This is a genomic window from Pontibacter coccineus, assembly GCF_030546575.1.
Classification (GTDB): Bacteria; Bacteroidota; Bacteroidia; order Cytophagales; family Hymenobacteraceae; genus Pontibacter; species Pontibacter coccineus.
This window is the reverse complement of sequence record NZ_JAUOTN010000003.1, coordinates 100,419-125,330: the sequence shown is the minus strand read 5'-3', so window position 1 is coordinate 125,330 and position 24,912 is coordinate 100,419. Positions and strand designations below refer to the sequence as shown.

Annotated in this window: 20 protein-coding genes; 6 read left to right on the top strand and 14 right to left on the bottom strand. The window is 51.8% G+C overall.

Annotation, left to right across the window (positions count from 1 at the left end; all coding sequences use genetic code 11):
• Positions 1–59: 59 nt before the first annotated feature.
• From Q4E40_RS07800 to Q4E40_RS07790, 3 genes are read right to left on the bottom strand one after another with little or no spacing between them, the layout of a single operon-like run.
• On the bottom strand, positions 60–386 hold the full coding sequence (locus Q4E40_RS07800) for a DNA-directed RNA polymerase subunit omega (protein WP_303411221.1): 327 nt from the start codon (positions 384–386) through the stop codon (positions 60–62).
• Positions 387–397: 11 nt separating this feature from the next.
• Positions 398–1,222 carry an outer membrane protein assembly factor BamD gene (locus Q4E40_RS07795; protein WP_303411220.1) on the bottom strand — a complete coding sequence of 275 codons (825 nt, stop codon included), beginning with the start codon at positions 1,220–1,222 and terminating at the stop codon, positions 398–400.
• Between the two features lie 55 nt (positions 1,223–1,277).
• Entirely contained in the window at positions 1,278–3,128 is a 1,851-nt protein-coding gene (locus Q4E40_RS07790; RefSeq protein ID WP_303411219.1) for an OstA-like protein, read from the bottom strand.
• Positions 3,129–3,249: 121 nt separating this feature from the next.
• On the opposite strand from Q4E40_RS07790, the gene tilS reads away from it, so the two are divergent.
• Both tilS and mdh read left to right on the top strand, forming a co-directional pair.
• Positions 3,250–4,581, top strand: a complete 1,332-nt coding sequence (tilS, locus tag Q4E40_RS07785; RefSeq protein ID WP_303411218.1) for a tRNA lysidine(34) synthetase TilS — start codon at positions 3,250–3,252, stop codon at positions 4,579–4,581.
• A gap of 267 nt (positions 4,582–4,848) precedes the next feature.
• Positions 4,849–5,790 carry a malate dehydrogenase gene (mdh, locus tag Q4E40_RS07780; protein WP_303411217.1) on the top strand — a complete coding sequence of 314 codons (942 nt, stop codon included), beginning with the start codon at positions 4,849–4,851 and terminating at the stop codon, positions 5,788–5,790.
• Positions 5,791–6,619: 829 nt separating this feature from the next.
• On the opposite strand, the gene Q4E40_RS07775 is transcribed toward mdh, so the two are convergent.
• The 3 genes from Q4E40_RS07775 to mutL all read right to left on the bottom strand — a co-directional run bounded on the left by Q4E40_RS07775 (position 6,620) and on the right by mutL (position 10,323).
• Complete coding sequence (locus Q4E40_RS07775; RefSeq protein WP_303411216.1) at positions 6,620–7,534, bottom strand: rhomboid family intramembrane serine protease; 915 nt, start codon at positions 7,532–7,534, stop codon at positions 6,620–6,622.
• A 69-nt stretch (positions 7,535–7,603) separates the two neighbouring features.
• Positions 7,604–8,383 (bottom strand): rhomboid family intramembrane serine protease, encoded by a 780-nt coding sequence (locus Q4E40_RS07770; RefSeq protein WP_303411215.1) that lies wholly within the window; start codon positions 8,381–8,383, stop codon positions 7,604–7,606.
• A 113-nt stretch (positions 8,384–8,496) separates the two neighbouring features.
• On the bottom strand, positions 8,497–10,323 hold the full coding sequence (gene mutL / locus Q4E40_RS07765) for a DNA mismatch repair endonuclease MutL (RefSeq protein ID WP_303411214.1): 1,827 nt from the start codon (positions 10,321–10,323) through the stop codon (positions 8,497–8,499).
• 416 nt (positions 10,324–10,739) lie between these two features.
• Here mutL and Q4E40_RS07760 point away from each other — a divergent pair, with 416 nt between their 5' ends.
• The 3 genes from Q4E40_RS07760 to serA all read left to right on the top strand — a co-directional run bounded on the left by Q4E40_RS07760 (position 10,740) and on the right by serA (position 17,246).
• The gene (locus tag Q4E40_RS07760) at positions 10,740–13,631 is read left to right on the top strand and encodes a serine hydrolase domain-containing protein (RefSeq protein WP_303411212.1); all 2,892 of its coding nucleotides are present in this window, start codon (positions 10,740–10,742) and stop codon (positions 13,629–13,631) included.
• Between the two features lie 69 nt (positions 13,632–13,700).
• Positions 13,701–14,849, top strand: a complete 1,149-nt coding sequence (gene bshA / locus Q4E40_RS07755) for an N-acetyl-alpha-D-glucosaminyl L-malate synthase BshA (protein ID WP_303411211.1) — start codon at positions 13,701–13,703, stop codon at positions 14,847–14,849.
• Between the two features lie 504 nt (positions 14,850–15,353).
• The gene (gene serA / locus Q4E40_RS07750) at positions 15,354–17,246 is read left to right on the top strand and encodes a phosphoglycerate dehydrogenase (RefSeq protein ID WP_303411210.1); all 1,893 of its coding nucleotides are present in this window, start codon (positions 15,354–15,356) and stop codon (positions 17,244–17,246) included.
• Positions 17,247–17,908: 662 nt separating this feature from the next.
• Here serA and Q4E40_RS07745 read toward each other — a convergent pair.
• Positions 17,909–18,442 (bottom strand): DUF7935 family protein, encoded by a 534-nt coding sequence (locus tag Q4E40_RS07745; RefSeq protein WP_303411209.1) that lies wholly within the window; start codon positions 18,440–18,442, stop codon positions 17,909–17,911.
• A 156-nt stretch (positions 18,443–18,598) separates the two neighbouring features.
• Here Q4E40_RS07745 and Q4E40_RS07740 point away from each other — a divergent pair, with 156 nt between their 5' ends.
• Positions 18,599–18,946, top strand: a complete 348-nt coding sequence (locus Q4E40_RS07740; protein ID WP_303411208.1) for a HesB/IscA family protein — start codon at positions 18,599–18,601, stop codon at positions 18,944–18,946.
• Between the two features lie 65 nt (positions 18,947–19,011).
• On the opposite strand, the gene Q4E40_RS07735 is transcribed toward Q4E40_RS07740, so the two are convergent.
• From Q4E40_RS07735 to dnaJ, 7 genes are all read right to left on the bottom strand, one after another.
• Positions 19,012–19,167, bottom strand: a complete 156-nt coding sequence (locus Q4E40_RS07735) for a hypothetical protein (RefSeq protein WP_303411206.1) — start codon at positions 19,165–19,167, stop codon at positions 19,012–19,014.
• 84 nt (positions 19,168–19,251) lie between these two features.
• A complete protein-coding gene (locus tag Q4E40_RS07730; RefSeq protein WP_303411205.1) occupies positions 19,252–19,719 on the bottom strand; it encodes a hypothetical protein in 468 nt (155 codons plus the stop codon).
• 33 nt (positions 19,720–19,752) lie between these two features.
• The gene (locus Q4E40_RS07725; RefSeq protein ID WP_303411204.1) at positions 19,753–20,640 is read right to left on the bottom strand and encodes a ChaN family lipoprotein; all 888 of its coding nucleotides are present in this window, start codon (positions 20,638–20,640) and stop codon (positions 19,753–19,755) included.
• Positions 20,641–20,698: 58 nt separating this feature from the next.
• The gene (locus Q4E40_RS07720) at positions 20,699–21,235 is read right to left on the bottom strand and encodes an STM3941 family protein (protein ID WP_303411202.1); all 537 of its coding nucleotides are present in this window, start codon (positions 21,233–21,235) and stop codon (positions 20,699–20,701) included.
• Between the two features lie 91 nt (positions 21,236–21,326).
• Positions 21,327–22,661 carry an ABC transporter permease gene (locus Q4E40_RS07715; RefSeq protein WP_303411200.1) on the bottom strand — a complete coding sequence of 445 codons (1,335 nt, stop codon included), beginning with the start codon at positions 22,659–22,661 and terminating at the stop codon, positions 21,327–21,329.
• Positions 22,654–23,565: an ABC transporter ATP-binding protein gene (locus tag Q4E40_RS07710; protein WP_303411198.1), complete on the bottom strand. Its 912-nt coding sequence runs from the start codon at positions 23,563–23,565 to the stop codon at positions 22,654–22,656. Before Q4E40_RS07710 ends, Q4E40_RS07715 begins: the two co-directional genes overlap by 8 nt.
• Before the next feature lie 197 nt (positions 23,566–23,762).
• Complete coding sequence (dnaJ, locus tag Q4E40_RS07705) at positions 23,763–24,911, bottom strand: molecular chaperone DnaJ (protein WP_303411196.1); 1,149 nt, start codon at positions 24,909–24,911, stop codon at positions 23,763–23,765.
• Position 24,912 lies beyond the last annotated feature (1 nt).

Here is a 24,912-nt window from a genome sequence, read left to right as displayed (position 1 = left end):
ATACGCAGCTATACTTCCGCAAACTCCCAATACTATTTTCCGATTCCGGAGCATGCGCCTTACAGCGATATTTCTTCTGTCTCTACGTCTGGTGTGCGAACGTATACATTGCCTTCCAGGAATTCCTCGATAGCCAGGTTAGTTGGCTTTGGCAGGCGCTCGTAGTACTTAGAAATTTCGATCTGCTCACGGTTCTCGAATACCTCCTCCAGGTTATCCACTGTTGTCGCAAACTCAGCCAGCTTAGAGTTCAACTCTTCTTTCAGCTTCACAGAGATCTGGTTTGCTCTTTTAGAGATCACCGAAACAGACTTGTACACATTGCCGGTCTGCTTTGCAAAGTCGGCCATGTTACGGGTAACGATTGATGATGGAACTGCTGCCATATATACTTAATTTATGAATTGCTTGGGTTAGTTTTCTTTATTTTCTCGAGCTCTGACTGCGTGCTGGCGAATACCTGTTCGGCACTACGCAGGAAGCGGCTGTCCGGATACTGGTCGATGAAGGCCTGGTAGAAGTCTACTGCCTCCGTGAAACGCTCCTGTTGCTTGCCCGGCACACTATCCAGCGCATAACGGTACTGTGAGTCTATCCGCAGGTAAGAAGCCTCCTCGCTGTACGGGGAAGACGGATTCTCGCGCAGGAAGTTCGTAAACGCCACCACAGCTGACTTGTAATTACGCAGCTTATAGTACAGGCGGGCACTTTCAAATGATTTACGATCGAGCTTGGCGCTCAGATCATCAAACATGGTATTGGCCTCTGCCGCGTACTGGCTGGTCGGGTAGCGCACCAGAAATTCCTGGATCGACTCCATAGCCGTTACAGTACTGGTCTGGTCCTGCTCAAAGTCCGGCGAATCGTTGTAGAGTGACTTGGCCTGCAGGAACATCGCCTCTTCAGCCAACTCGCTACGCGGATATGTTTCGTAGAAAGTGCGGAACTGGAACGCGCTCAGCATGTACTCCCGCTGCTGATAGTGCGTGTTGGCGTAGTAGAAACGGGCTTTCTCGGCCTCTTCCCTACCCGTCATCAAAGGCATTACCTGCTCCAACAGCTGGTTGGCGCGGTAGTAGTCCCCTTTCTCGTAGTATTCGAGCGCGGCTTTGTATTTCAGGTCAACGTCGTTGCTTTTCAATAGCTTTTGGAAGTTGCTGCAGCTGGTTGCAAAAACCAACAGGCACAACATTACGACGGTATGCAGGATTCCTCTGTTCATGAACGGGCAAAATTATACAATATCCCTGTGATTTACAAGCGTGAATATACAGTGTTTACTGGCGGACCGGAGTCGGTTTGGCAGCCCCGGCAGCAGGCTTTTTGCCTTTGGACTGTCCTGACTTGGTGCCCGATGCTTTGCCTTTTGTTGGCTTAGCTGCTTTTGCAGGCGGCGTCGGCTCTTTTACCGGTACACGCGGGGCCAGCACCTCTTTCTTATCGGGTCTGAGCTCTTCCAGCCACGCAAATCCCTCCAGCCTTCGGTCAGAGGCCTGCAACTCGTGCGGCGGTATAAACTTGGCTTCCGGATTTACAAGAAACGAAATAGATTTGAGTTTATTTTCCGCAAAATTTAAAACCATGTCGCTGCACACGGCCCGGTTCATACCTGTCAGCACCGAGTCGCCCTCCAGCGCAAAATAAATGCTCTCGCCGTTGCCATTCACATTCACCCGCCGCATACGGCCGTCCTGAAAGTGCGCCACCATGTCACGGCCCTTCACCTGGTTGTAGTTCTGCAGCGAATCCTCGGAAGTAATAAAGGAGTTGCTGAAAATGTACATCTTGTCGATGGTCTTGTTGCGCATGTGGATGCGGATGGTATCGCCCACGATCTGGCTCTGCTCGCTCCACAGCGTTGGGTTGCGGTGCATGTACATGAGCGAGTCGGTTCGGTTGTAGCTGAGGGAATCGCAAGTGCCCTGCAGGTCCGACTTGTAGATCTTCACGTTGTTAAAGGCGAATAACATACTCGGCTGTCCGTCTGCTTTTGCCTCGCGGGAAATAAGCGAGTCAGCGGCCATGTACAGCGTGTCGCCATCCATGATTGACTCCATTACCGGGTTACCCCATACCTTGGCTACACCTTTGTCGCGCCAGTAGCGACCAACCTGCCCGCGTATGGTCACGTCGTCTTTAAGGGAGCGCATGGTCATGTTCACTTTCGCCTCCCCGTAGCCGCGGGCTTCGTCATAGTACAGGTCATCGCCTCCCAAACGGTACTCCGGCGTCAGGATGTAGGCATTGCGGCCAAAGCGCGACACCTTCGTAATCGTATTATAAGTGCCCTGTTCCGCATAAAGGTCGCCGTTCTGCCCTTTGATAAAGGTGGGACCTTGGAAGTAAACCACTTTGCTTTCGGTGTTGTAGCGCATGTTCTGCGCCGTGATCTCATAATCCGGCGAGAACACTTTTACATTTTGCTGGAAGGTGAAGACTTTGGTGTTGGTATCATAAGTACCGCGCTGGCTCTGCAAGCGGTTTTCGGGCTGCACGATGGTGCCGCCTTCCGTATAGACCGCCGTGCGTGAATCCAGGTTGTAGTCGAGGGTCGGCGTTGTAAGCGTCATACTGGGGTCCTGCATGGTTACGCCGCCACTCATTTTGGCAGTGCGTCCTGCCCCGTCATAGATAGCCTTCGTACCGGTCATGGTAACAGTATCAGCCTGGTTGATGCGCACGTTGCCGAAAGCCTCCAGTATTTCACTGTCGCGGTACTGGTACACGGAATCGGCATGCAGATAGGTCTCCTTTTGCTTGAAAATCACATTCCCGATCAGCTTGTTCACCCGCTTCCCGTTGATCGTGGTACCGATTAGGTCATCGGCACTCTCCAGTTGCACCCGATCCTGCTGCCCTTGCTGCTGAGGGCCTTGCTGGGCTGGTGTCTGACCCGGACGCGCCGTATCCTGCGGTGTGGTGCGGGGCTGCTGGGGTGCCTGCCGTGGCTGGTTGAGGCGCGGCTGCGGTGGTTGTTGCTGCGGCACAATCTTGGGTGGCTGCGGCGGACGCACCTGCTGCGCGGCCTGTCGCGGATTGACCGGAGGCTTCTGCTGCTGCTCCTGCGCCAAAACTGTCAGCGAGAATAGCGTAAAGAGAATAGAATAGACTAATTTTGTGATGTTCATGCTTTATGGACAAAAGACAAGGGCCTGGTCAGGGGCGATGTGTTATACCCACGTTCCCATACCTGCGGCCTCTGCCTGTTCTTAACTTCAAAATTATAAAAAATATACCAGCCGCTGCCTTATGCTACAGAAAGTTTCCGGTTTCATCCAATCCCATTCCCTTTGCGGGCCCGACAGCAAAATACTGGCGGCCGTGAGCGGCGGCATCGACTCGGTGGTGCTTTGCGAAGTGCTGCACCAACTCAAGTATACGTTTGCCGTGGCACATTGCAACTTCGGGCTGCGCGCCGAGGACGCGGAGGCGGATCAACTCTTCGCCAAAAAGCTGGCCAAAAAGTATGAGGTGCCCTTCTATACTGAGAATTTCGACACCCGCACCTTTGCTGCGCAGGAGAAACTCTCGATCCAGATGGCGGCCCGCACGCTCCGCTATACCTGGTTTGAACAGGTGCGCCGGCAGGAAGGTTACGACTACGTTGCCACAGCCCACCATAGCAACGACCTGACAGAGACCATATTGCTTCACCTGACCAAGGGCACAGGTATAGCCGGGCTCCACGGTATACCTGCCAAAAACGGGCACATCATTCGGCCGATGCTCACGGTTACCAAAGACGATATTTTCGATTTCGTGACGGAGCAACGCCTGATCTGGCGCGAAGACACCTCGAACGAGACGACCAAGTACCAGCGCAACAAAATCCGCCACGAGGTAATTCCGGTGCTCAAGGAAATCAACCCGAACCTGGAGGAAACTATGCAGCACACAGCCGAGCGGGTGAGCCAGGCCGAGGCTATCGTGCACGCTTACATTGACAACCTGCGCCAGCAAAGTATAAAGGAGGCCGAAGAAGCTGTATACCTGTCGCTGGCGCCCCTGCAGAACGCAACCGGCCTGCCCGTGGTGCTGCACGAACTGCTGCGCCCGTTTAACTTCAGCTACTCTGTGGTGTTGGAACTGGTAGAAGCGCTGGAGGGACTTTCGGGCAAGCAGTTCGACTCGCCGAGCCATACCTTGGTAAAAGACCGCGACCAGCTCGTGATCACGCCCCGCAACCTGAGTCGCTTTGGAAGTATAACTATAGAAGAAGGTCAGACGGAAGTGAACGAGGAGCACGCGCAGCTGACCCTGCGCTATGTACCGGCCAGCGAGTACAAGCTCAACACCAAACCCCATGTGGCTGCCCTGGACGCCGGCCTGCTCAAGTTTCCGCTGAGGTTGCGCCCGTGGCAGGAAGGCGACTGGTTTGTGCCGCTGGGGATGAATGGTAAAAAGAAGATCAGCGATTTTTTGATTGATAAGAAGGTTCCGGCCAACCTGAAGGCCAAAACACTGGTATTAGTAACAGACCAGTCCATTGCCTGGATCGTGGGCCAGCGCCTGGACAACCGCTTTAAAGTGACCGAGAAGACAGAACAGGTGCTGGAGATTTCTTTAAAGCGTATCTCGTAGCATTTTAAGTATCACGTAGCTCGTATCAAGAAGCACGGTTATCTGGTTAAAGATCTTGGCGATCTATATTGAACCTAATGACGCAGATAGTACTCAGGTCACTATTTCATGGAGGCAGCCGCTTTTCATTTGTGCGAAGACCTGAATATGAAAAATCGTACTACGTGTGTTGTGATACTTGCTATTAAAACACGATTTTAACAATAGAATTTTCTAATTTTACGGAAGTAAACCGAATCTCAAACCATAATTAAAGTATATCCTACAATGAAAGTAACCGTAGTTGGAGCTGGTAACGTGGGTGCAACGTGCGCCGATGTATTGGCTTACCGCGAAATCGCGAACGAAGTAGTTTTAGTGGATATTAAAGAAGGTTTTGCTGAGGGCAAAGCGCTTGATATCTGGCAGAAAGCCCCCATCAACCTGTACGATACACGCACGGTTGGCGTAACCAACGATTATACCAAAACTGCTGGTTCTGACGTGGTAGTGATTACCTCTGGTCTGCCACGCAAGCCAGGAATGACGCGCGACGACCTGATTTCGACTAACGCCGGTATCGTGCAGTCGGTAACCGAGAACATCGTGAAGCACTCGCCTGACGCCATCATCATTGTGGTTTCTAACCCACTCGACGTGATGACGTATGCGGCGCACATCACTTCCAAGCTGCCACGCACCCGCGTAATGGGTATGGCCGGCATCCTGGATACGGCCCGTTACCGTGCATTCCTGGCTGAGGCCCTGAACGTATCTCCAAAAGACATCCAGGCGGTGTTGATGGGTGGTCACGGCGACACCATGGTTCCGCTTCCACGCTACACTACGGTGGGCGGTATCCCGGTAACGGAGCTGATCGACGAAGAAACTTTGAACGCCATTGTGGACCGCACCAAGAACGGTGGCGGTGAGTTGGTGAAACTGATGGGTACTTCTGCCTGGTACGCTCCGGGTTCAGCTGCTGCTCAGATGGTGGAAGCGATCGTGCGCGACCAGCGCCGTGTGTTCCCTGTTTGCGTGAAGCTCGAGGGCGAGTACGGCATCGATGGCGTATACCTGGGTGTTCCGGTAATTCTGGGCAAAAATGGTATCGAGAAGATCATCGAACTACAACTGAACGACGACGAGAAGCAATTGCTGGAAACGTCACGCGGTCACGTGAAAGAAGTAATGGAAGCGCTCGACAACATCAACGCCGCCAAAGCTTAATCGCTATACCTTGCTTAGTGATACGAAAAGCGCCGCTTCTGCAAAGGAGGGGCGCTTTTTTGTTTGTCTGAATCTTTATATAGGGCCCCTACCCCAAGGATTTACAGGATTTAGGGATTTACAGGATTCTCACAAATGCCGGGTCCAATCACCCCTAATTCCCAATGCCGTCAACTTAAGCCATGATTAACTCCGGCTGTCAACTCGACGACGGGAAAGATCTGGATTTTTTCAAAGCTTAAGCACTCCTTCAGATTTCTCCCAAGGGGTCGAAATGACAATAAACCTTAAGTTGACGGCATTCCCCCTAGCCCCTCCTTATCTAAGGTGGGGAATCTGTCGCTGCCAATTTACAGGTATAAGCAGCTTAGCTCCGGTATATTTGTGCACGATTAACATCCCCCTGCCCCCTTCAAAGGGGGACTTGCAGCTACTGCCAGCTTACTGGTATAAGCCCTGCAGCAAATAACCACTGGCAGGTATAACAAGACTAACCTGCACTGAAACTACGCAGCAAACAGCATTGCCAGGTGCACTAAAATGATTACCCACTGTTCGAGCGATCAGCGAGTGGGGGTAGGGGCCCTCGATTTGGGGAATCTTGACTTTTTTGCTTACTTTTTGTGTCAAGACAAAAAGTAAGGCCCGCCCGGCCAGGGCAAGCTATAAAACAGTTTAGCTTAAGGTATAGGAAGGCTGAAGCTACGCAAGGTATAGGTATACCTAGGCCAGAGGCCCCTCCATAGCAAACAGAGCGAGGACGCTCACGCCATAGCACAAAGCCCCGCTGGGGCTAGGCGAAAAAACAATAAAGTCCAGCTATACCTGCTTAATCCTTCTGACTCGCCTGAAACAGCTTCTGCTTCTCTTCTTTGGAAAGGCTCTCATACCCCGAAACCGAAATTTTATCCAGGATCAGGTCGATCTCCATTTGGCTGGGCTTGCCGGCATAACCTGTGTGGTAGCCAGAAGCTGGACGGGAATCATTCCCAACAGTGGCTTTCTGGCGGTGGGTTACTTTCAGCTTCGGGCGCCGCTTGAAGAGGTTGGCAAAGAAATCCATGGTGCTGTGCAAAGGGCGTCCCATGTCGCGGCCACGTTGCAGTTGCTTCACGAAAAGCCAACCAAACAAAGCTCCTCCCAAGTGCGCAATGTTACCACCTGCATTATCGCCTACAGCCCCGGAAATCGACAAAATCACCAGAAAAGCGGCGATATACTTGATCCGAACCGGACCGATCAGGATCAGGTTGAAGGTATAGTTCGGGATCAGCGTGGCAGCCGCTACAACCACGGCGAGCACGCTGGCCGAGGCACCGATCATGACGGCGTAGGCGGCGCGGTCGGCAAAATATGGGATCAGGTTGTAGCTCAGCATGTAGAGCAAGCCGCCGGCTATACCTCCCAAAATGTACAGACTGAGCAATTTTTTCTCACCCAGGTACTCCTTGATCAGCTGCCCGAACCAGTAGAGGTTGAGCATGTTAAAGATTATGTGTAGGAAACCTTCGTGCGTGAAGAAATAGGAAATGATCGTCCAGGGACGGGTAATGAAAACGAGTGGGTCAGAGGGCAGCGCGATAAAGCGCATCAGCCCCGTGTAGGCCCAGCTGCTACTGGTCAGGTACAGCACCGTACGAAGCACGATCAACGTCACAAAAACGATGACGTTGATCAGAATCAGTTGCTTCAGGGTATTGTTTTGCTGCCGGAAAGAGTCTTTTATGTCTTGGATGATACTCATTATACCTGTTAGCTGAAAAGAGCGGAAAGGCTTTTGCGCCTAGCTATCTTATACTTATTGTTTTTACTATTACGTATCCTGATAATCGTTGCGTTGCCACATTTTAATAAGAATGTACGCAAACAGCATACCGCCCAGGTGGGCAAAGTGTGCCACGTTGTCGCCCGGCACCCTGTTAAAGCCCGCATACAGCTCGTAGCCCCCGTATAAGAGCACAAAATATTTGGCCTTGATGGGGACGGGCAGGAACAGCAGGAAGAGTTCGAGATTCGGAAAGAGCATACCAAAGGCCATCAGGATGCCAAACACCGCACCCGAAGCCCCCAACATCGGCATGTTGAACGCCTGGTTGAAGACAGCCGTAACGGCTTTTTTGCTTTCCGTTATGTAGCCTTCGTTATCCGGGTTGCGCTGGTACTCTATCGCAAAGCGTTTCTCATAGCCGCCTGCGTAATGCGATTCCATAAAATTGTAGAAACCGGCTGGCGTTGGGTTCTCGATGTACTGCACAGCCTCGTTTTCAATCGTATTCAACTCGTACGCCCGAACGCCGGAGTAGAGCATGCTGGCTCCCAGGCCGGTGATCAGGTAAAAGCTGAGAAAGCGCTGCGGTCCCCAGAATCGCTCCAGCAAAGGCCCGAAGATGAACAAGCTGAACATGTTGCTGAACAAATGCGCCCAGCCGCCGTGCAGGAACATGTGCGTGAATATTTGGACCGGCTGGAAATAGTCGGAACCGAAGTGGTGCAGCGCAAAGGATCGGTAGTCGAACACACCCGTTGACTGCAGCATGAACACCACCACGTTGATGATCAGGAGATTCCTGACCATGGGGGTTATATTGAACATCTTATCTTCTTTTTCTCGCGTCGCTTACTATACCTGTTGGCTATACCTATACCTGAGTTAAGGCGCTGAAATCCAACCCAGCAATTTAACAATCAACAATTTAACAATTCAAATTACCCCTTCTGGAAAAGGTCATGCAGCTGACCGAGCTCCATGATGACCAGCGTCTTCTGTCCACCGGGGGTATAGTTGGGTACTTCGCAACCGAACAGCTTATCTACAAGCGAGTTCATCTCGAGGTCTGACATGCGCGGCTGCAGCTTGGAGGCCAGTCGCTTGGCCATGGCCCGGGCAAGGTTCTCCCGTTTATCCAACTTGAGCGTGGCCAGATTGTTTTTATACTGTTCGATCAACTCCTCGAGCAGCTCTTTCTCGTTGGCCGCCTGCACATCGGCAGGTATACCATTCAGGATGATGGTGTTGCCGCCGAAGTCCTCGAACTGGAAACCCAATTCCTGAAACTCTGCCCGCAGCTCTTTTACCAATGCCGAATCAGCCGGCGAAAGCTCGATGGTCTGCGGGAAAAGAAGCGCCTGCGAGGTCACCATCTTTTTCTGCAGCGAGGCCATGTACTTTTCAAACAGAATCCGCTCCTGCGCCGCCTGTTGGTCAATGATCATCACACCCGACTTCACCTGCACCAACAAATACTTGTGATGTACCTGCAAAGTTTTGCTGGAGGTGGTCATGGGTGCCGCAAACGTATCGTCGAGCAAGTCCATGCCCGATGGAGACGTGATGCGCTCCTCCTGTTGCTGCTCCGGCTGGGCATTGCGTAGCGGCTCATATAACTGCTCCCAACCGTTAGAACTGGCCTTTTTTGGTGATGACGGGACCTTAAAGCCCGGAAACGCACCTTCTTTCTCAAAGCCTTCTCCCCCATGTGGCATCCGGATGGGTTGCAGCGGCGCAAAATTCACGTCACTCTGGAAATCGAGCGAAGGGGCGATGTTGTGCGTCCCCAGCGATTTTCTGACGGCAGCATGCACAATGGCGTATACCGTCTTTTCGTCTTCGAACTTGATCTCGGTCTTGGTCGGGTGCACGTTGATGTCGATCCGCTCGGGCTCAATGTCGATGAAGAGCACATAGAACGGATGGCTGTCTTTGGGCAGCAACCCTTCGTAGGCCATCATCACGGCATGGTTGAGGTAGCCGCTCTTGATAAAACGGTTGTTCACAAAGAAGAATTGCTCGCCACGGGTCTTCTTGGCAAACTCGGGCTTGCCAATGTAGCCGCGCACGCTCATAAAGGGCGTTTCTTCCTCGCAGCCGGCCATCTGCTCTTTGTAGTTGTTGCCGAACACACCCACAATGCGCTGGCTCAGCTTACCGGCTGGCAGACTGAAAATCTCCACGTCGTTGTGGTGCAATGTAAAGGCCACTTCCGGGTAAGCCAGCGCCACCCGCTGAAACTCGTCCAGGATATGGCGCATTTCCACCGCATTCGTCTTCAGGAAATTGCGGCGGGCCGGTACGTTATAAAAGAGATTTTTGACAGCGATGGAGGTACCGGCAGACACAGCGGCTGGCTCCTGCGACGCCACCGTCGAGCCTTCTACCAGCAGGCGGGTACCCGTTTCGGCACCGTGCGGCTTGGTTTTGAGCTCTACCTGCGCCACCGCTCCAATCGAGGCCATGGCCTCGCCCCGGAAACCCATGGTGCGGATCCGGAAGAGGTCTTCCGTGGATTTTATTTTAGACGTGGCGTGTCGCTCGAAACACATGCGGGCGTCAGTTTCCGACATGCCGATCCCGTTGTCCACTACCTGCACCAGCTGCTTGCCAGCATCCTTCACAATCAGCTGCACGCTGGTGGCGCGGGCGTCAATGGCATTCTCCAGCAACTCCTTCACCACCGACGAAGGCCGCTGCACCACTTCGCCTGCGGCTATCTGGTTGGCAAGGTAATCGGGCAATAAGTGTATAATATCGGACATCCGCTTTCAAATCAATTTGGTGGTATCTTCCCTTCAAAGCACCCAATTTCGGAAATCGGCCGGGTTTTTGAATAGACTATTTTGTCAAAACAGAACTTATTCGGAATGAATTTTATTACTAATTTACAGACCGGTTACAAAATACGCCCGGAAACTTAGCGTTCGTCCGGATTCTGATTTTAACAAGAGAAGCTATATGGCCTGTGACTCCAGAGGCGTTAGCACTTGCAAGCACCATCCGCCATACCGCCTAGGGGAGGCAAAAAAGACCGGAAATAATTTTTCTGGTTTTTTGAACCGCCTTCTGCAAAAATAGGGGTAATTTCGACTTGTTCCAATATAAATACCAGTACAGGATGTTGAAGAGTTTTAGCTTAGGATTACTTATACTTATCTTTCTCGGAATGGGACCACTGATGTCACTGACACCGTCAGACAGCATCATTGTGGCTTCTAAAGAGCAAAGTTGGGTAGACAGTGTCTTTGTCTCTATGACTCCCGATCAGCGTCTGGGCCAGCTGTTTATGGTGGCCGCCTACTCCAACAAAAACGAAAAACACTTCCAGTCAATCGACACCCTGGTGACCCGCTACGGCATCGGCGGGATCATGTTCATGCAGGGCGGCCCGGTGCGGCAGGCCCAACTCACCAACCGTTTCCAAAGCCAGGCCCGTGTACCGATGCTGATCGCGCTGGACGCCGAGTGGGGCCTGAACATGCGCCTCGACAGCAGCATGCACTTTGCCAAGCAAATGACGCTGGGCGCGCTCGATGATGACAAGTACGTATACCTGATGGGGCGCGAAATTGCGCTCAAAATGAAGCGTATGGGCGTGCACGTAAGCTTCTCGCCTGTGCTGGACGTGAACGTGAACCCGGCTAACCCGGTGATCGGCAACCGCTCTTTCGGCGAGACCAAAGAAGAAGTGGCCCGCCGCGGCGTTGCTTATATTAAAGGTCTGCAGGACCATGGTGTGATTGCCGTAGCCAAGCACTTCCCCGGCCACGGCGATACCGACACCGACTCCCACCTGACCCTTCCGGTGGTGAACCACGACATGAAGCGCCTTTCGGAGGTGGAGCTATACCCTTTCCATAAGTCGTTTGAGGCCGGTGTGATGGGCGTGATGGTCGCGCACCTGCACATGCCCAAGATCGACTCGACCAAAAATCAGGCAGCTACGCTGTCGAAGCCAATCGTAACAGGGCTACTAAAAGGGAAGATGCAGTACAAGGGCCTAGTGTTTACCGATGCCCTCAACATGAAGGGCGTGAGCAGTTTCTACAAGCCCGGCGAAGTGGACCTGAAAGCGCTGCTGGCTGGTAACGATGTGCTGCTGTTCCCGGAGGACGTGCCGACTGCCGTGCGCAAGATCAACGAGGCCATCGCCAATAAGCAAATCAAGCAGGAAGACATTGACCAGCGCGTGCGCAAGATCCTGCATGCCAAATACTGGGCTGGGCTGAACAACTACAAGCCGGTGTTACTGACCAACCTGCAGCAGGATGTGGATCGTCCGCTGAGCAATGTGGTGCAGGAGCAGCTCTACGAGCATGCCGTAACCGTGGCCAGAAACAAAGGCAACCTGATCCCTTTCCGTAACCTCGACACACTGAGCATTGCCTCTGTAACCATTGGCACAGGTCCTAACAACATCTTCCAGCAAACACTGGGCAACTACGCGCCTGTAACAAAATTTAACATCAAAGATCGCTTCGCCCCGGACTCTGCCTTCACTAAACTTTTCACAAAACTGCAGGACCATGATGTCGTGGTAGTGAGCGTGCACGGCATGAACAACACGCCTTTCCGTGATTTCGGTATCGGCCTGGGTACGCGTGCTTTCATCAAGTACCTGCAGGAGCGCACCAACAAGAAAGTAGTGGTAGTTGTGTTTGGCAACGCCTACAGCCTGAAGTATTTCGACAAGAGCGATTGGCTGGTAGCTGGTTACGAAGACAATCCGACCTCCCAGTCGCTGGTGCCGCAGGTGCTGTTTGGTGCCCGCGCCGCCAAAGGCAAGCTGCCAATCACGGCTTCGGCTACATTAAAGGCAGGCTCAGGTATGGCCACACCTTCCCTCAGCCGCCTGAAGTATGGCACGCCGGAGAGCGTGGGCATGGACTCCAAGACGCTGGCTCAAATCGACAACATCGCAACCGAAGCCATTGCCTACGCCGCTACACCGGGTGCGCAGGTGCTGGTGGTGAAGAACGGCACAGTGATCTTCAACAAATCATACGGCCACTATACCTACGACAAGAAAAAGCCGGTCACCAACAACACGGTATACGACATCGCGTCCATAACCAAAGTGGCGGCTACGCTGCAGGCGGTGATGTTCCTCAAAGACCAGGGCAAGATCAATCTCGACGAGAAAGTAGCCACGTACCTGCCGGAGCTGAAGGGCACCAACAAAGCCAACCTGGTGATTCGCGACGTGCTGGCCCACCAGTCAGGTTTGCGCGCAGGTATACCGCACTGGCAGAAAACACTGGACAAGCTGCAGCTGAACCAGACCTTCTACGCCAGCGCTCAAAATGATGTGTTCCCGAACGAAGTGGTGCCGGGCATCTACTCCATCAAATCGATGGAGGACTCGCTCTGGGCCTGGACGGTGCGCTCGCCGCTGCTGGTGAAGCCGAAAAATGCTAAAGCTTACGATTACCAGTACAGCGACCTGGGCTTCTATATACTCAAACGTATGTCGGAGCGCATGCTGAACCAGCCGCTGAACGAGTTCATGGATCAGAATTTCTATGGTCCGCTCGGCTTGAGCACCATGACCTATAACCCGCTTTTGAAGCACTCACGCGATGTGATCGTACCGACAGAGGATGACAATTACTTCCGTAAGAACCTGATCTGGGGCACGGTGCATGACCAGGGCGCCGCCATGATGGGCGGTGTGGGCGGTCATGCGGGCCTGTTCTCCAACGCCAACGACCTGGCCGTGCTCTTGCAGATGAACCTGCAGAACGGCAACTACGGCGGACACAAATACTACAATACCCCGGTGGTGACGGAGTTCTCGAAGCGACAGTCTGCCACCAGCCGCCGCGGCCTGGGCTGGGACAAACCCGACCCCGACGGCAACGGCCCGACTTCGAACTTAGCGTCTAAGTCTACTTTTGGCCACACGGGCTTCACCGGTACAGGTGCTTGGGTAGACCCGGAGAACCAGCTGATCTACATCTTCCTGAGCAACAGGGTATACCCGGACGCCAGCAATTCCAAGTTGGTGAAGTATAACATCCGCACCCGTATTCACGATGTGATTTATAAATCGATTGTTCCTAAAACTTAACATAGAATGGATTGTTGACAAATGCAGCTCCGCGTGGGGCTGCATTTGTTGTTTCCACAGCACAAAACCATGAAAATCGGAATAGTTTGTTACCCTACCTTCGGGGGAAGCGGCGTGGTCGCCACTGAACTCGGCAAGGCACTGGCCCTCAAAGGGCACCAGGTACACTTTATCACCTACAGCCAACCGGCCCGCCTCGACTTTTTTAACGAGAACCTGTTCTACCACGAAGTATACATCCCGAATTACCCGCTCTTCCAGTACCCGCCCTACGAACTGGCGCTGGCCAGCAAGATGGTAGACATCGCCCGTTTCGAAAAACTCGACGTGCTGCACGTGCACTATGCTATACCGCATGCTTCTGCGGCGTACATGGCCAAACAGATCCTGCGTACTAAAGGCATCCATATACCTATCATCACCACGTTGCACGGAACCGATATTACGCTGGTGGGCAAGGACGCTTCGTTTGAGCCGGTAGTTACGTTCAGCATTAACCAGTCCGATGGCGTAACAGCCGTGTCGGAGAGTTTGCGTACCGAGACCTACGAGTTCTTCCAGATCGAAAAAGAGATTGAGGTAATTCCCAACTTTATCGACCTGAACAAATTCAAGCGCCAGAAGAAAGAGCATTTTAGGGCGGCCATTGGTCCGAACAACGAAAAGCTCCTGGTCCATACCTCAAACTTCCGGGGCGTGAAGCGTGTGGAGGACGTGATCCACATCTTTGCCAAAGTGCGAGAGCAAATGCCATCCAAACTCTTGATGGTGGGCGATGGCCCTGAGCGCCCTAAAATGGAGAAATTGTGCCGTGACCTGAACATCTACAACGATGTGCGTTTCCTGGGCAAGCTGGAGGCCGTGGAAGAAGTACTTTCCATCGCAGACCTATTCCTGATGCCGTCCGAAAAGGAAAGCTTTGGACTGGCTGCCCTCGAAGCGATGGCTTGCGAGGTGCCTGTTATCTCGACCAACGCCGGAGGTATACCTGAGTTGAACATACACGGCGTAACCGGTTTCGTGAGCGAAGTAGGCGATGTGAACGACATGGTGCAAAATGCTCTTTACGTCCTCGACGACGCTAACCTGCCTACTTTCAAGGCAAACGCCCTGGCCCGCGCCCACGACTTTGATATTGAGAAGATAGTGCCGCTCTACGAGCAATTCTACCATCGCATCATCGACGCGCAACTGGCTGAAATAGGCAATTCGCTGTAACCCAGAATTAAATAGTAGAAAAATCCGGCCGCTATACCTGTTGCCGGATTTTTTTATGTCCTATATTTACCTTGGTGTATCTTCTGTGATTTGTCGTCCCATAATTCCACGCTGACCGCCCGGCGAAAGATGAGAACATCCCCCTCGTTCATCTCTGGTGTGTGTAAGGTATTAGGCCCGCTTGGATGTGTGCGCTGGCACCGTAGCGAATGCTATTTCGGATCTATCAATCCGAAATCTGACTGTTGCGGATTGTAATCTGCGTTTCAGGTGGCACGGGGATTTCTCAACCCGACAGTGGGGATAGGGACACTTGATAAGACTTCCGGGTTGAGAAATCCAAAAGAGCGATATACCTTTAGGCACAAGTGGCAGGACGCCACCGCATAGCTCACACTCGCCAGAGGCGAGCGAGGGTAAAGAGCATGCAAGGAATGACAAAAGAACAACTCACACCCACAGGATGTGAATCTATACCTGACTGAACCCATCACCCCACCGACTATGGCAAAAGACCAATACTACATCATCGACTTCGACAGCACGTTTACACAGGTAGAGGCGCTGGATGAACTGGGCGAAATAACGCTCGAAGGCGAGGACAACAAAGCAGCGATCCTGCAGCAGATCCGGGACCTGACCAACGGGGCCATGGAGGGGAAGAGCTCTTTTACCGAAGGTCTTTCTAAACGCCTCGCCTTACTCAAAGCAAACCGACGCCACCTGAAACCGCTGATCCAGCTTTTACAGAACAGGGTATCGGACTCCATCAGACGCAACAAAGATTTCTTCCAGGCTTATGCCGACAATATCCTGATCGTGTCGAGCGGGTTTAAAGAATTTATCACCCCCATCGTGACCGAGTATGGCATCAAGGAAGAAAACATCTATGCCAATACCTTTAAGTTTGACGAACACGGCAATATCATCGGCTTTGACGAGGAGAACTTGTTGAGCTTAGACCGGGGCAAGATAAAGCTATTGGAAGAGCTGGCGCTCGAAGGCGATGTATACGTGCTCGGTGATGGGTATACCGATTACGAGATCAAGGAAGCGGGGCTAGCCAATAAATTTTATGCCTTCACCGAAAACGTGGTGCGGGACAATGTGGTAGCCAAAGCCGACAACGTAGCCCCGAGCCTGGACGAGTTCCTGTACCAGCACAAGCTGCCGATGGCTATCTCTTACCCCAAAAACCGCATCAAAGTGTTGCTATTGGAGAACGTACACCCGAAGGCTGTCGAGTTGTTCAAACGCGAAGGCTACCAGATCGAAACTGTGTCGGGTGCTTTGAGTGAGGACGAGCTGTGCGAGCGGATCAAAAACGTATCGGTGCTGGGTATACGCTCCAAAACGCAGGTGACCAAACGGGTACTCGAGCATGCCAACAAACTGATGTGTATCGGTGCTTTCTGCATCGGCACCAATCAGATTGACCTCAGTGGCTGTCTGGAAGCAGGCGTGGCCGTTTTCAACGCCCCTTACAGCAACACCCGCAGTGTGGTGGAACTGGCCATCGGTGAGATCATCATGCTCTGCCGCAATGTGGTGGACAAAAGCACCAAAATGCACCAGGGCATTTGGGATAAGTCGGCCACGGGCAGTGTGGAAGTACGTGATAAGAAGCTAGGTATAGTGGGCTACGGCAGCATCGGCGCACAACTGTCGGTATTGGCTGAGGCACTGGGGATGGATGTGTACTATTATGACGTGATAGAGCGCCTGCAACTTGGCAATGCCCGCAAGTGCGAGACGCTGAAACAGCTCCTCGAAATATCGGATATTGTGAGTCTGCATGTGGACGGACGCACCAGCAATGAAGGCATGTTCGGGGAAAGAGAGTTCGCCGCCATGAAGGACGGTGCCATCTTCCTCAACCTGAGCCGTGGCCATATTGTGGATTTGCCTGCTTTGGTAGAAGCCATTAAATCGGGTAAGGTACAGGGTGCTGCAGTGGATGTGTTTCCTTACGAACCTGCTACCAACGATGAGGAATTTGTGAGCGAACTGCGCGGCCTGCCCAACGTCATCCTGACTCCGCACATCGGCGGAAGTACCATGGAAGCGCAGGAAAATATCGGCACCTTCGTGCCGAGCCGGATTATGGAGTACATCAACACAGGCAACAGCTACCAGAGCGTCAACTTCCCGAACATCCAGTTGCCGGAGCTTAAAAACGCGCACCGCCTGATCCACATTCACCAGAACGTGCCAGGCGTACTCGCCAATATCAACAGTGTGCTGGCCGGTAATCAGGTGAACATTCTGGGTCAGTACCTGAAAACAAACGAACAGATCGGCTACGTGATCACCGACATCGACAAGCTGTATAACAAGGAAGTGATTGAGGAGATGAAGCAGGTGCCGGCTACGATCAAGTTCCGGATATTGTATTAAGGTACGGTTTCAGGTATAGCTGGCTGTGCTGAAGAGGCAGTGAGTTGTAGGTATAGCAAAAGTAGGTATACCTGTGGCACACATTCCAGCCAAGTGTAGGACACACGCAGGTATAGGTATACAGCGTATATCAGATAACGACTCAGGTATAAGTTTTAAGGTATACTGGTTCGAAGAGGAATGCCTGTGCACGATTGGGACTGGTGAGCCGGTGCGGGACATTGACAGGTATACGGGTGCACGATTCGGACAGGTCGCGACCTGTCCCTACAGATGCTCACGTTCTGAAAATGCTCGGCTACAAGGCTCTTCGGGATTTATCAATCCCGAAGCAAACGGTCGGGGATTTCCTAATCCCCGTGTACTGGGTTGGTTTTGTCTGTTTACTGGGACAGGGATGTCCCCAGCAGAAATACTTCCAGACATGGATGTCCGGAAGAGCCAATGATCTTTTTTCTTGTCTTTTTGACCTTAGGGAAAAGTCTGGAGTACTACTATTGCGATGAAACAATCCAGATCACTCAATTTTTTCGAGATGACAAATTAGGCTACAAGCCTTAAATTGACAGAATAGGGAGTGACCTGTCCCGTCTCTAGCGACGCCAGAGTGCCACGTCGCTACATTTCAATTTTTCAACTTTCTACCTTCCCAACCTTCTAACTTAAAACACCTGCCCGATTTCCTGTTTCAGGAAGCTAATGGCTCTTGCCGTAGGGTCAACTTCGTTGTTGAGGACGCTTTCCAGGATGCGTTTGGCCAGCTCGGTGCCTTTCGCCTTCTCGCCCAGACTTTGGTAGGATTTGTTGATCAGGTTCACGACTTCTTCGCGGGCATGGCGTACCTGCTGCCAGGCTTGTTCGGTCATGTATACCTGCTGCGACATATTGTGGTTGAACTCGTTGCGGATCTCAGTGAGCAAAATGCGATGGTACTCGGCGGCAGTATGGCCTCCGCCGCTCACCCGCAACAGAAGATTACTTGGCGTGATGCGCTCCAGCAAGAGCACAATGCGCTCGTAGGCCTGCAGACGGATAGGCGTTACCACTTCAGCACTTTTTTGGCGCAGTTCCAGGAGGCGCAGTTTGTAGTCGCGCTCCAGGTGCTTTTTGATGATAGAATAAGCTACTGCGGCCACCAGGATAGCAGGTATAGAAATTTTAAGTATATCCAGTATAATGTTCGTGCTCTCTTCCATTTGCGATCGTTTTGAACCTTAAATATCGGAAAAAATTAATTTAGGTTGGCATGAATCATTTTCAAGGTATAGCTGTTTTGCTAATACATTCGGGAGCCGCAGCAAAATTGCGAGTAATTGCGTAAATTGCAGCTCCATTTCAAATTAGAACAGACTATGGCAACTGAAACAAAAACTGCACCGATAACGCTTACTGAAAAAGCGCTAGTTGAGGTTAGAAATATAATGCAAGAGAAGAACGTGCCTGCTGAATACGGCCTGCGCATTGGCGTGCAAGGTGGTGGCTGCTCGGGTATGTCTTACCTGCTGGGCTTCGACAAGGCAAAAGACTCAGATGAGGTATACGACCTGGACGGCCTGAGCCTGATCATGGACAAGAAGCACGCAATGTATGTGCTGGGTATGGAAGTTGATTTCCAGGACGGCCTGAACGCTCGCGGCTTCGTTTTCAGCAACCCACAGGCTAAGAGTACCTGCGGCTGCGGAAGCTCGTTCTCAGCATAAAAAGCACCTTTCTTTCTCTTTAGTAGAAAGACAAAGCCCGGCCAAATGGTCGGGCTTTGTTGTTTTTATACATGAAAAACGTCTTTCAAATAGACAAACAATACAGCTACTAGAAAAGCTGGAAGCATCAGTCCAAGAAGGGTGGCAAAGCCGCTCAGCGACAATGAACTTCCTGCCTTACTATAGCTCCCTTCGTACTTGTTTGCCAGAATTTTCGCCATGACTTCTTTCTTCCTATACCTTATTAGGAGGTATAGCCAGCCTAATCCGGCTAATAGAATATCGCCTAACAAGAATTCCATGGACTAACTCTCAAACTCGCTGACTATTCGCTCAATTACTCTCTTTTCTTTCTTGCCACTTGATTTCAGATATAGTAGCATACCCAGCGTTAACGCGATACCAATTAAGTATACTTGTATATCAAGCCACCGCTTCTCAGCAAGTGAAGAAACCAGAAGAATAATCCATCCTAAGGATAGAAACATCGAACTTAATGCGATGAAAAAAGCCTTGGACTGCGGTGTAATGTGAATAGTAGAGCTATCTGCTCCCCCTTTCACCCGGAATTGCATATAGAAGGGGTCTAGTGAAATACTTCTCTGCTTGCCAGGTAAAAGCCCTAAGTTATATTCAGGGGCATTAGACAAATAAAACTCTCCATGCAGAACCGTCATCTCTACATCAAGGTCATTCCCTTCCTTGAAAACCTGCCCGAGTCTTTTAAGTGTTTCTTCTTTCGATAACGAAGAACGTACAATGATATCACTCACACCTTAGCTTCTTTAATTCTCTAACTCTCAAACTCAATAAGTTCGTGTCATACTTGCCGGCACGACCAGTATAAAATCTGCTTTCTGCTTATGCTCTTCAGTCAGCTTGTCCAGATCTTCCTGCAGCACGGTCGTGATAGTAAGCGTATTAAGTTGCGGATTCCCCTGCTTTAGGTACCAACCAATCCCTTCAAAATTATCAGAATGGTAAGCGCCATTCAGGTGCAGCATTTTTTTGCCGCTGTTTACCTGCTGCATTATAAAATGCGCCATGGTCGCGTCTTTTAGGGCTTGTGCCTGCACGATGTTTTCGCTCTTGGTATTGCCGTGGGTGCTGCCACCGAACATGGCCAGCATGTTCTTATACCCCGGCAGGTTCATATCCACTTGCACCGGCAATGGGGCGATGAAGCGTTTGGCGTCTGCCGATACATTCTCCAGCGCCTTCAGGCTTCCAGCCGAAACCATAGCGGCATAACGGCGTGGCACGTTGGTCGCAATAAAAGGTATAGACGCCTCTTTCGCGAAACGCACCACCGGTCGGTAGTCGGTTTTGTAGTTATTCCAAGGCCTTGATTCCTGTTCAAAGTTGTTCTCAGCCACCTGCCCGGATAGGTATTCGTTCAGTACCAGTTGCACATCGGCTTCAAACATTTCAGCGCCGATGGCAAAGTTTTGCTGATGCGCCTTGTGCAGGTCTTTGGCTACTTCCAACTGCAGCCAGTGCGCAATCGGGTCGTTGTGCTGCTCGCCAAACAGCACCACATCGGCTTTCTGCAACTCGTCCAGCATCTTGCTATACCTTACCTGCTTGCCCTTCGCGGTGAAAAGCTGATAGGCGGGTTTGTCTTTGTCAGCGGCAGCGGCTATACCTGTGGTGAACATGAGCAACAGGAGTGTAAGAAGTGAAAGTTTGGTCATCGTTTCGTTATTAACTCTAAGGGGCAGTTCGTTCAGGAAACTTATTCGGCTTGGTGGATTAGCGAACACTTTTGTTTTCTAATTCTTCGCATACCAGCCGCTCCAGTTCTTTATAGGTAATTTGGAGCGAATTTGCTGTGATGGACAAAGGTGTTCCATACATCCTGTGGTTCGCTTGCATTGCTTTCCTTGAGAAGATATTGGTACCCCGCGCCATGTATTTTTCAGGATTGTTGGTATGCACTAGCAGTATTTTGTTCGACGCTATCTCAAGTGTTTCTACGCCGGTTATATCCTGCCACTCAATTAAGCCAACGCTCACTGCACTCGAGTTATCCGTAATTCCCGCTTCACAAATCGTCAGCCCCACTTTTTTATCGAATAATTTTCTAAGCATATACACGGCGCCCAAACCAAAAAATAGCACAGAAGCAACTCCCGCTATCCGTACAAGCCCCTCACTCCTGAAAACTGGAGATATGAACCTGGCTGGCTCCATTGCAAAGAAAACGCCCATAACGACGAACACAATGGCTCCCATCAGGAAGAGCGTCATTTTAGTTTTGCTAAGCGGTATTTCTATCTTCTGTTTCATTTTCAAATATGCAGTTTCCCCTATCAAGTTATAAAAAAATAGCTGACTCCGAAGAACCAGCTATTCTAATTTTATACCTATACCTTGTCGGTTACACCCTGTAAAACAACCACTTCGAAAGTTCTTTGTAGTTGATCTTCTTGCCGTACATCAATATACCTACGCGGTAGATGCGGGAGGCGATCCAGGTGGTGAAGATAAAGCCCAGGATCAGAAGTCCCATCGAGAGCAAGAGTTCACTGGCCGGTACGCCGAAAGGAATGCGCACCATCATCACGATCGGGGATGTGAACGGGATGATCGACATCCAGAACGCCACCGGTCCGTCCGGGTTCTGTATCACCACGGTGTACGACATGATGAAGGAGATGATGAGCGGAATCGTGATCGGGAACATGAACTGCTGCGTATCCGTTTCGTTGTCCACGGCAGCGCCAATGGCCCCGAACAGTGAACCATACAAGAGGTAGCCACCCAGAAAGTAAAACAGGAAACAGCCCAGCAAGAGCGGAAAGTTCAGGTTGGAAATAGCGCTGCTCACTTCCGACAACATATCCGCCTGGCTTGCTTTTTCTGATTGCGCTGACTCTTCGCCAGTCGCTAAATCACGCCCGGCCTGCATTTGCTCGATGGGGGTAGGTGCTGGCTTAATGTCAAAGGCCGCCTGCACGCCGCCTACCACGATGGTCGACAGCACTACCCAAAGCAAAAACTGCGTCAGGCCCACGCCGGCTATACCTACGATCTTGCCCATCATCAGCTGAAAAGGCTTCACCGACGAGATCATCACCTCCACGATGCGGTTGGTTTTCTCCTCGATCACGCCACGCATGATCTGCACACCATACAGGAAAATGAAGAAATAGATGATCACCGCCCCGATGATACCGGCACCCGACGTCACCCAAACGTTGCTGTCGCGCTCGCCACTTTCGCTCAGATTCACGGTCGTCATGGTCACGTTGGCTTTCATCTTGTTGAGCATCTCACGGTCTATACCTGAGGCCATAAAACGCTGGCTCTCAATCTCCTTCTCGAGCATGTTTTCCAGCCTGAACTTCACTTGCAGACTGGTGTTCTTTTTGGAGTAAAGGCGTATACCTTCCGGATTGTCCAGGTCGAGTTTTGGGATGTGCAGCAGAGCGGTATAGTCGGTTTCCTGATAGGCGGTTTTGGCCTGCTCCAGCGAACCCGCTGCTATAGGGATGATCTTCAGATCTTCTTTGCTTTCCAGCTTATCGGCAAACAGTCCGCTCTCGTCCAGCACCATCACCACATCCTCACTGTCTGAGATAGTGGCCAGCCAGGCAGGTATGACCATGAAAGCGGCCAGCAACAGCGGTGTCAGGAAAGTCATGATGATGAAGCTTTTCTTCCGCACGCGTGTCAGGTATTCGCGTTGTATAATGAGCCAGATCTTATGCATGGTAGGTTTCTTTTACTTTTCGGATAAAAATGTCATTGATACTCGGCACCAGTTCCACAAAGGAGTGTACCTCCACACGCTGAATCAGGTAACGCAGCAAGTCGTTTGGCGAAGCACCGTCGAGCAGACGGATAGACGCGCGGAAAACACCGTGGTTCTCGTGTTGCTCCAGCACCTCAAAATCCGGGGAGGTGACAAGCAATTGCCCGTTGCCGATCACCTGGTAAGTATCGGTCTTGTAGGTGTCTTTGATCTCGCGCACGGGCCCGTCGAGCACTTTGCGGGAGCGGTTGATCAGGGCAATGTTATCGCAGAGCTCCTCTACCGACTCCATGCGGTGCGTCGAGAAAATGATGGTGGCTCCGTTGTCGCGCAGGCGCAGGATCTCGTCTTTGATCAGGTTGGCATTGATGGGGTCAAAACCCGAGAAAGGCTCGTCGAGGATGATCAGCGAAGGCTCGTGCATCACGGTGGCCATAAACTGCACTTTCTGCTGCATCCCTTTCGAAAGGTCCTCGATGTGCTTGTTCATCCAGTCCTTGATCTCGAAACGCACTACCCACTCTTTGATCCGGGCCGTGGCCTCGTCTTTGGTCAAGCCTTTGAGCTGCGCCAAGTATAGCAACTGCTCCCCTACCTTCATTTTTTTGTACAGACCGCGCTCTTCAGGCAGGTACCCTATGTCCTTGATGTGCGACGGGCGCAATTTCTCGCCTTTGAAGTATATTTCGCCGGAGTCGGCACCTGTGATCTGGGTGATGATGCGGATAAGGGACGTTTTGCCTGCCCCGTTAGGCCCCAGCAAGCCGAAGATACAGCCTGCCGGGATGTCGAAACTGACGTTATCAAGGGCAGTGTGGTTGGCGTATCGCTTGGTTACGCCGTCAACTTTAAGAATGCTCAATGCTTATAACCTTTTGGTATGTTCAAAAATAGACTTTTTAGGGCTGAGTGACAAGTGATATCAATAAAGCACTATACTTAATCGACTAACGCAGGTATAGGCTATACCAAATACGGGTGCTGCGTTATATACGCAACAAAAAAGCCTGCCTTCTCTACTGAAAAGGCAGGCTTTTATTTATCTGGTCCTTAAAAGGCTTACTGGAAATAGTCTTTCACTTTCTCAAAGAAGCCTTTGTCGCTCTTACCCGGGTGCGGTGCGAAGTTATTGGAATCGCGCAAACGCTCCAGTGTAGCACGTTCCTCGCTGCTCAGCGTCTTCGGCGTCCATACGTTGATGTGGATCAGCTGATCGCCTTTGCCATACCCGTTGATGTCTTTCACACCTTTGCCCCGCAGCCTGAAGATCTCTCCGCTCTGCGTACCCGGCTTGATCGTGATTTTCACGCGGCCACCAATGGTCGGCACTTCGATATCGGCACCCAGCGCAGCATCAACAAAGCTGATGTACTGGTCAAAAATCACGTTGTTACCATCGCGCTTCAGGCTTGGGTGCTCTTCTTCTTCAATCTGGATCAGCAGGTCGCCCGGCACACCGCCACGCTCCGGCACGTTGCCTTTGCCGCTCATCGACAGCTGCATGCCGTCCATTACGCCAGCCGGCACATTGATCGTGATCACTTCTTCCTGCAGTTCGCGGCCGCTGCCGTGGCAGGCTTCGCAGTTTTTGGTTACGATGCGGCCTTCGCCGTTACAGGTAGGGCAGGTTGCCGTGCTCACCATCTGGCCCAGCATGGTGTTCACCACCTTGCGCACCTGACCCGAACCCTGACAAGAGCCGCAGGTCTGCATGTCGGTACCGTTCTTGGCGCCGTTGCCGCCGCAGGTACTGCAGGCCACGTAGCGCTTTACTTTGATCTTCTTCTCAACGCCGTTGGCAATTTCCTCGAGGTTGAGTTTGAGCTTAATGCGCAGGTTGCTGCCTTTACGGGTACGTCGGCCACCCTGACGGCCAGCGCCGCCAAAGAAGCTCTCGAAGCCGCCACCGCCGCCGCCGAAGATGTCGCCGAACTGGGAGAAAATATCCTCCATGTTCATGCCGCCACCGCCACCGAAGCCGCCGTTCATGCCCTGATGGCCGAATTGATCGTAGCGCTGGCGCTTCTGCTGGTCGCTCAGTACCTCATACGCTTCAGCCGCTTCCTTAAACTTATCTTCAGCGGTGTGGTCGTCGGGGTTCTTGTCGGGGTGAAACTTAATGGCGAGCTTACGGTAAGCCTTCTTAATCTCCTCCGGACTTGCTCCTTTGCTTACCCCTAAAACCTCGTAATAATCTCTCTTAGCCATT

Bases quoted from the DNA above. Each gene is read 5' to 3' on its own strand.
- Q4E40_RS07800 (WP_303411221.1), bottom strand. From the start codon at position 386: ATGGCAGCAGTTCCATCATCAATCGTTACCCGTAACATGGCCGACTTT.
- Q4E40_RS07795 (WP_303411220.1), bottom strand. From the start codon at position 1,222: ATGAACAGAGGAATCCTGCATACCGTCGTAATGTTGTGCCTGTTGGTT.
- Q4E40_RS07790 (WP_303411219.1), bottom strand. From the start codon at position 3,128: ATGAACATCACAAAATTAGTCTATTCTATTCTCTTTACGCTATTCTCG.
- tilS (WP_303411218.1), top strand. From the start codon at position 3,250: ATGCTACAGAAAGTTTCCGGTTTCATCCAATCCCATTCCCTTTGCGGG.
- mdh (WP_303411217.1), top strand. From the start codon at position 4,849: ATGAAAGTAACCGTAGTTGGAGCTGGTAACGTGGGTGCAACGTGCGCC.
- Q4E40_RS07775 (WP_303411216.1), bottom strand. From the start codon at position 7,534: ATGAGTATCATCCAAGACATAAAAGACTCTTTCCGGCAGCAAAACAAT.
- Q4E40_RS07770 (WP_303411215.1), bottom strand. From the start codon at position 8,383: ATGTTCAATATAACCCCCATGGTCAGGAATCTCCTGATCATCAACGTG.
- mutL (WP_303411214.1), bottom strand. From the start codon at position 10,323: ATGTCCGATATTATACACTTATTGCCCGATTACCTTGCCAACCAGATA.
- Q4E40_RS07760 (WP_303411212.1), top strand. From the start codon at position 10,740: ATGTCACTGACACCGTCAGACAGCATCATTGTGGCTTCTAAAGAGCAA.
- bshA (WP_303411211.1), top strand. From the start codon at position 13,701: ATGAAAATCGGAATAGTTTGTTACCCTACCTTCGGGGGAAGCGGCGTG.
- serA (WP_303411210.1), top strand. From the start codon at position 15,354: ATGGCAAAAGACCAATACTACATCATCGACTTCGACAGCACGTTTACA.
- Q4E40_RS07745 (WP_303411209.1), bottom strand. From the start codon at position 18,442: ATGGAAGAGAGCACGAACATTATACTGGATATACTTAAAATTTCTATA.
- Q4E40_RS07740 (WP_303411208.1), top strand. From the start codon at position 18,599: ATGGCAACTGAAACAAAAACTGCACCGATAACGCTTACTGAAAAAGCG.
- Q4E40_RS07735 (WP_303411206.1), bottom strand. From the start codon at position 19,167: ATGGCGAAAATTCTGGCAAACAAGTACGAAGGGAGCTATAGTAAGGCA.
- Q4E40_RS07725 (WP_303411204.1), bottom strand. From the start codon at position 20,640: ATGACCAAACTTTCACTTCTTACACTCCTGTTGCTCATGTTCACCACA.
- Q4E40_RS07720 (WP_303411202.1), bottom strand. From the start codon at position 21,235: ATGAAACAGAAGATAGAAATACCGCTTAGCAAAACTAAAATGACGCTC.
- Q4E40_RS07715 (WP_303411200.1), bottom strand. From the start codon at position 22,661: ATGCATAAGATCTGGCTCATTATACAACGCGAATACCTGACACGCGTG.
- dnaJ (WP_303411196.1), bottom strand. From the start codon at position 24,911: ATGGCTAAGAGAGATTATTACGAGGTTTTAGGGGTAAGCAAAGGAGCA.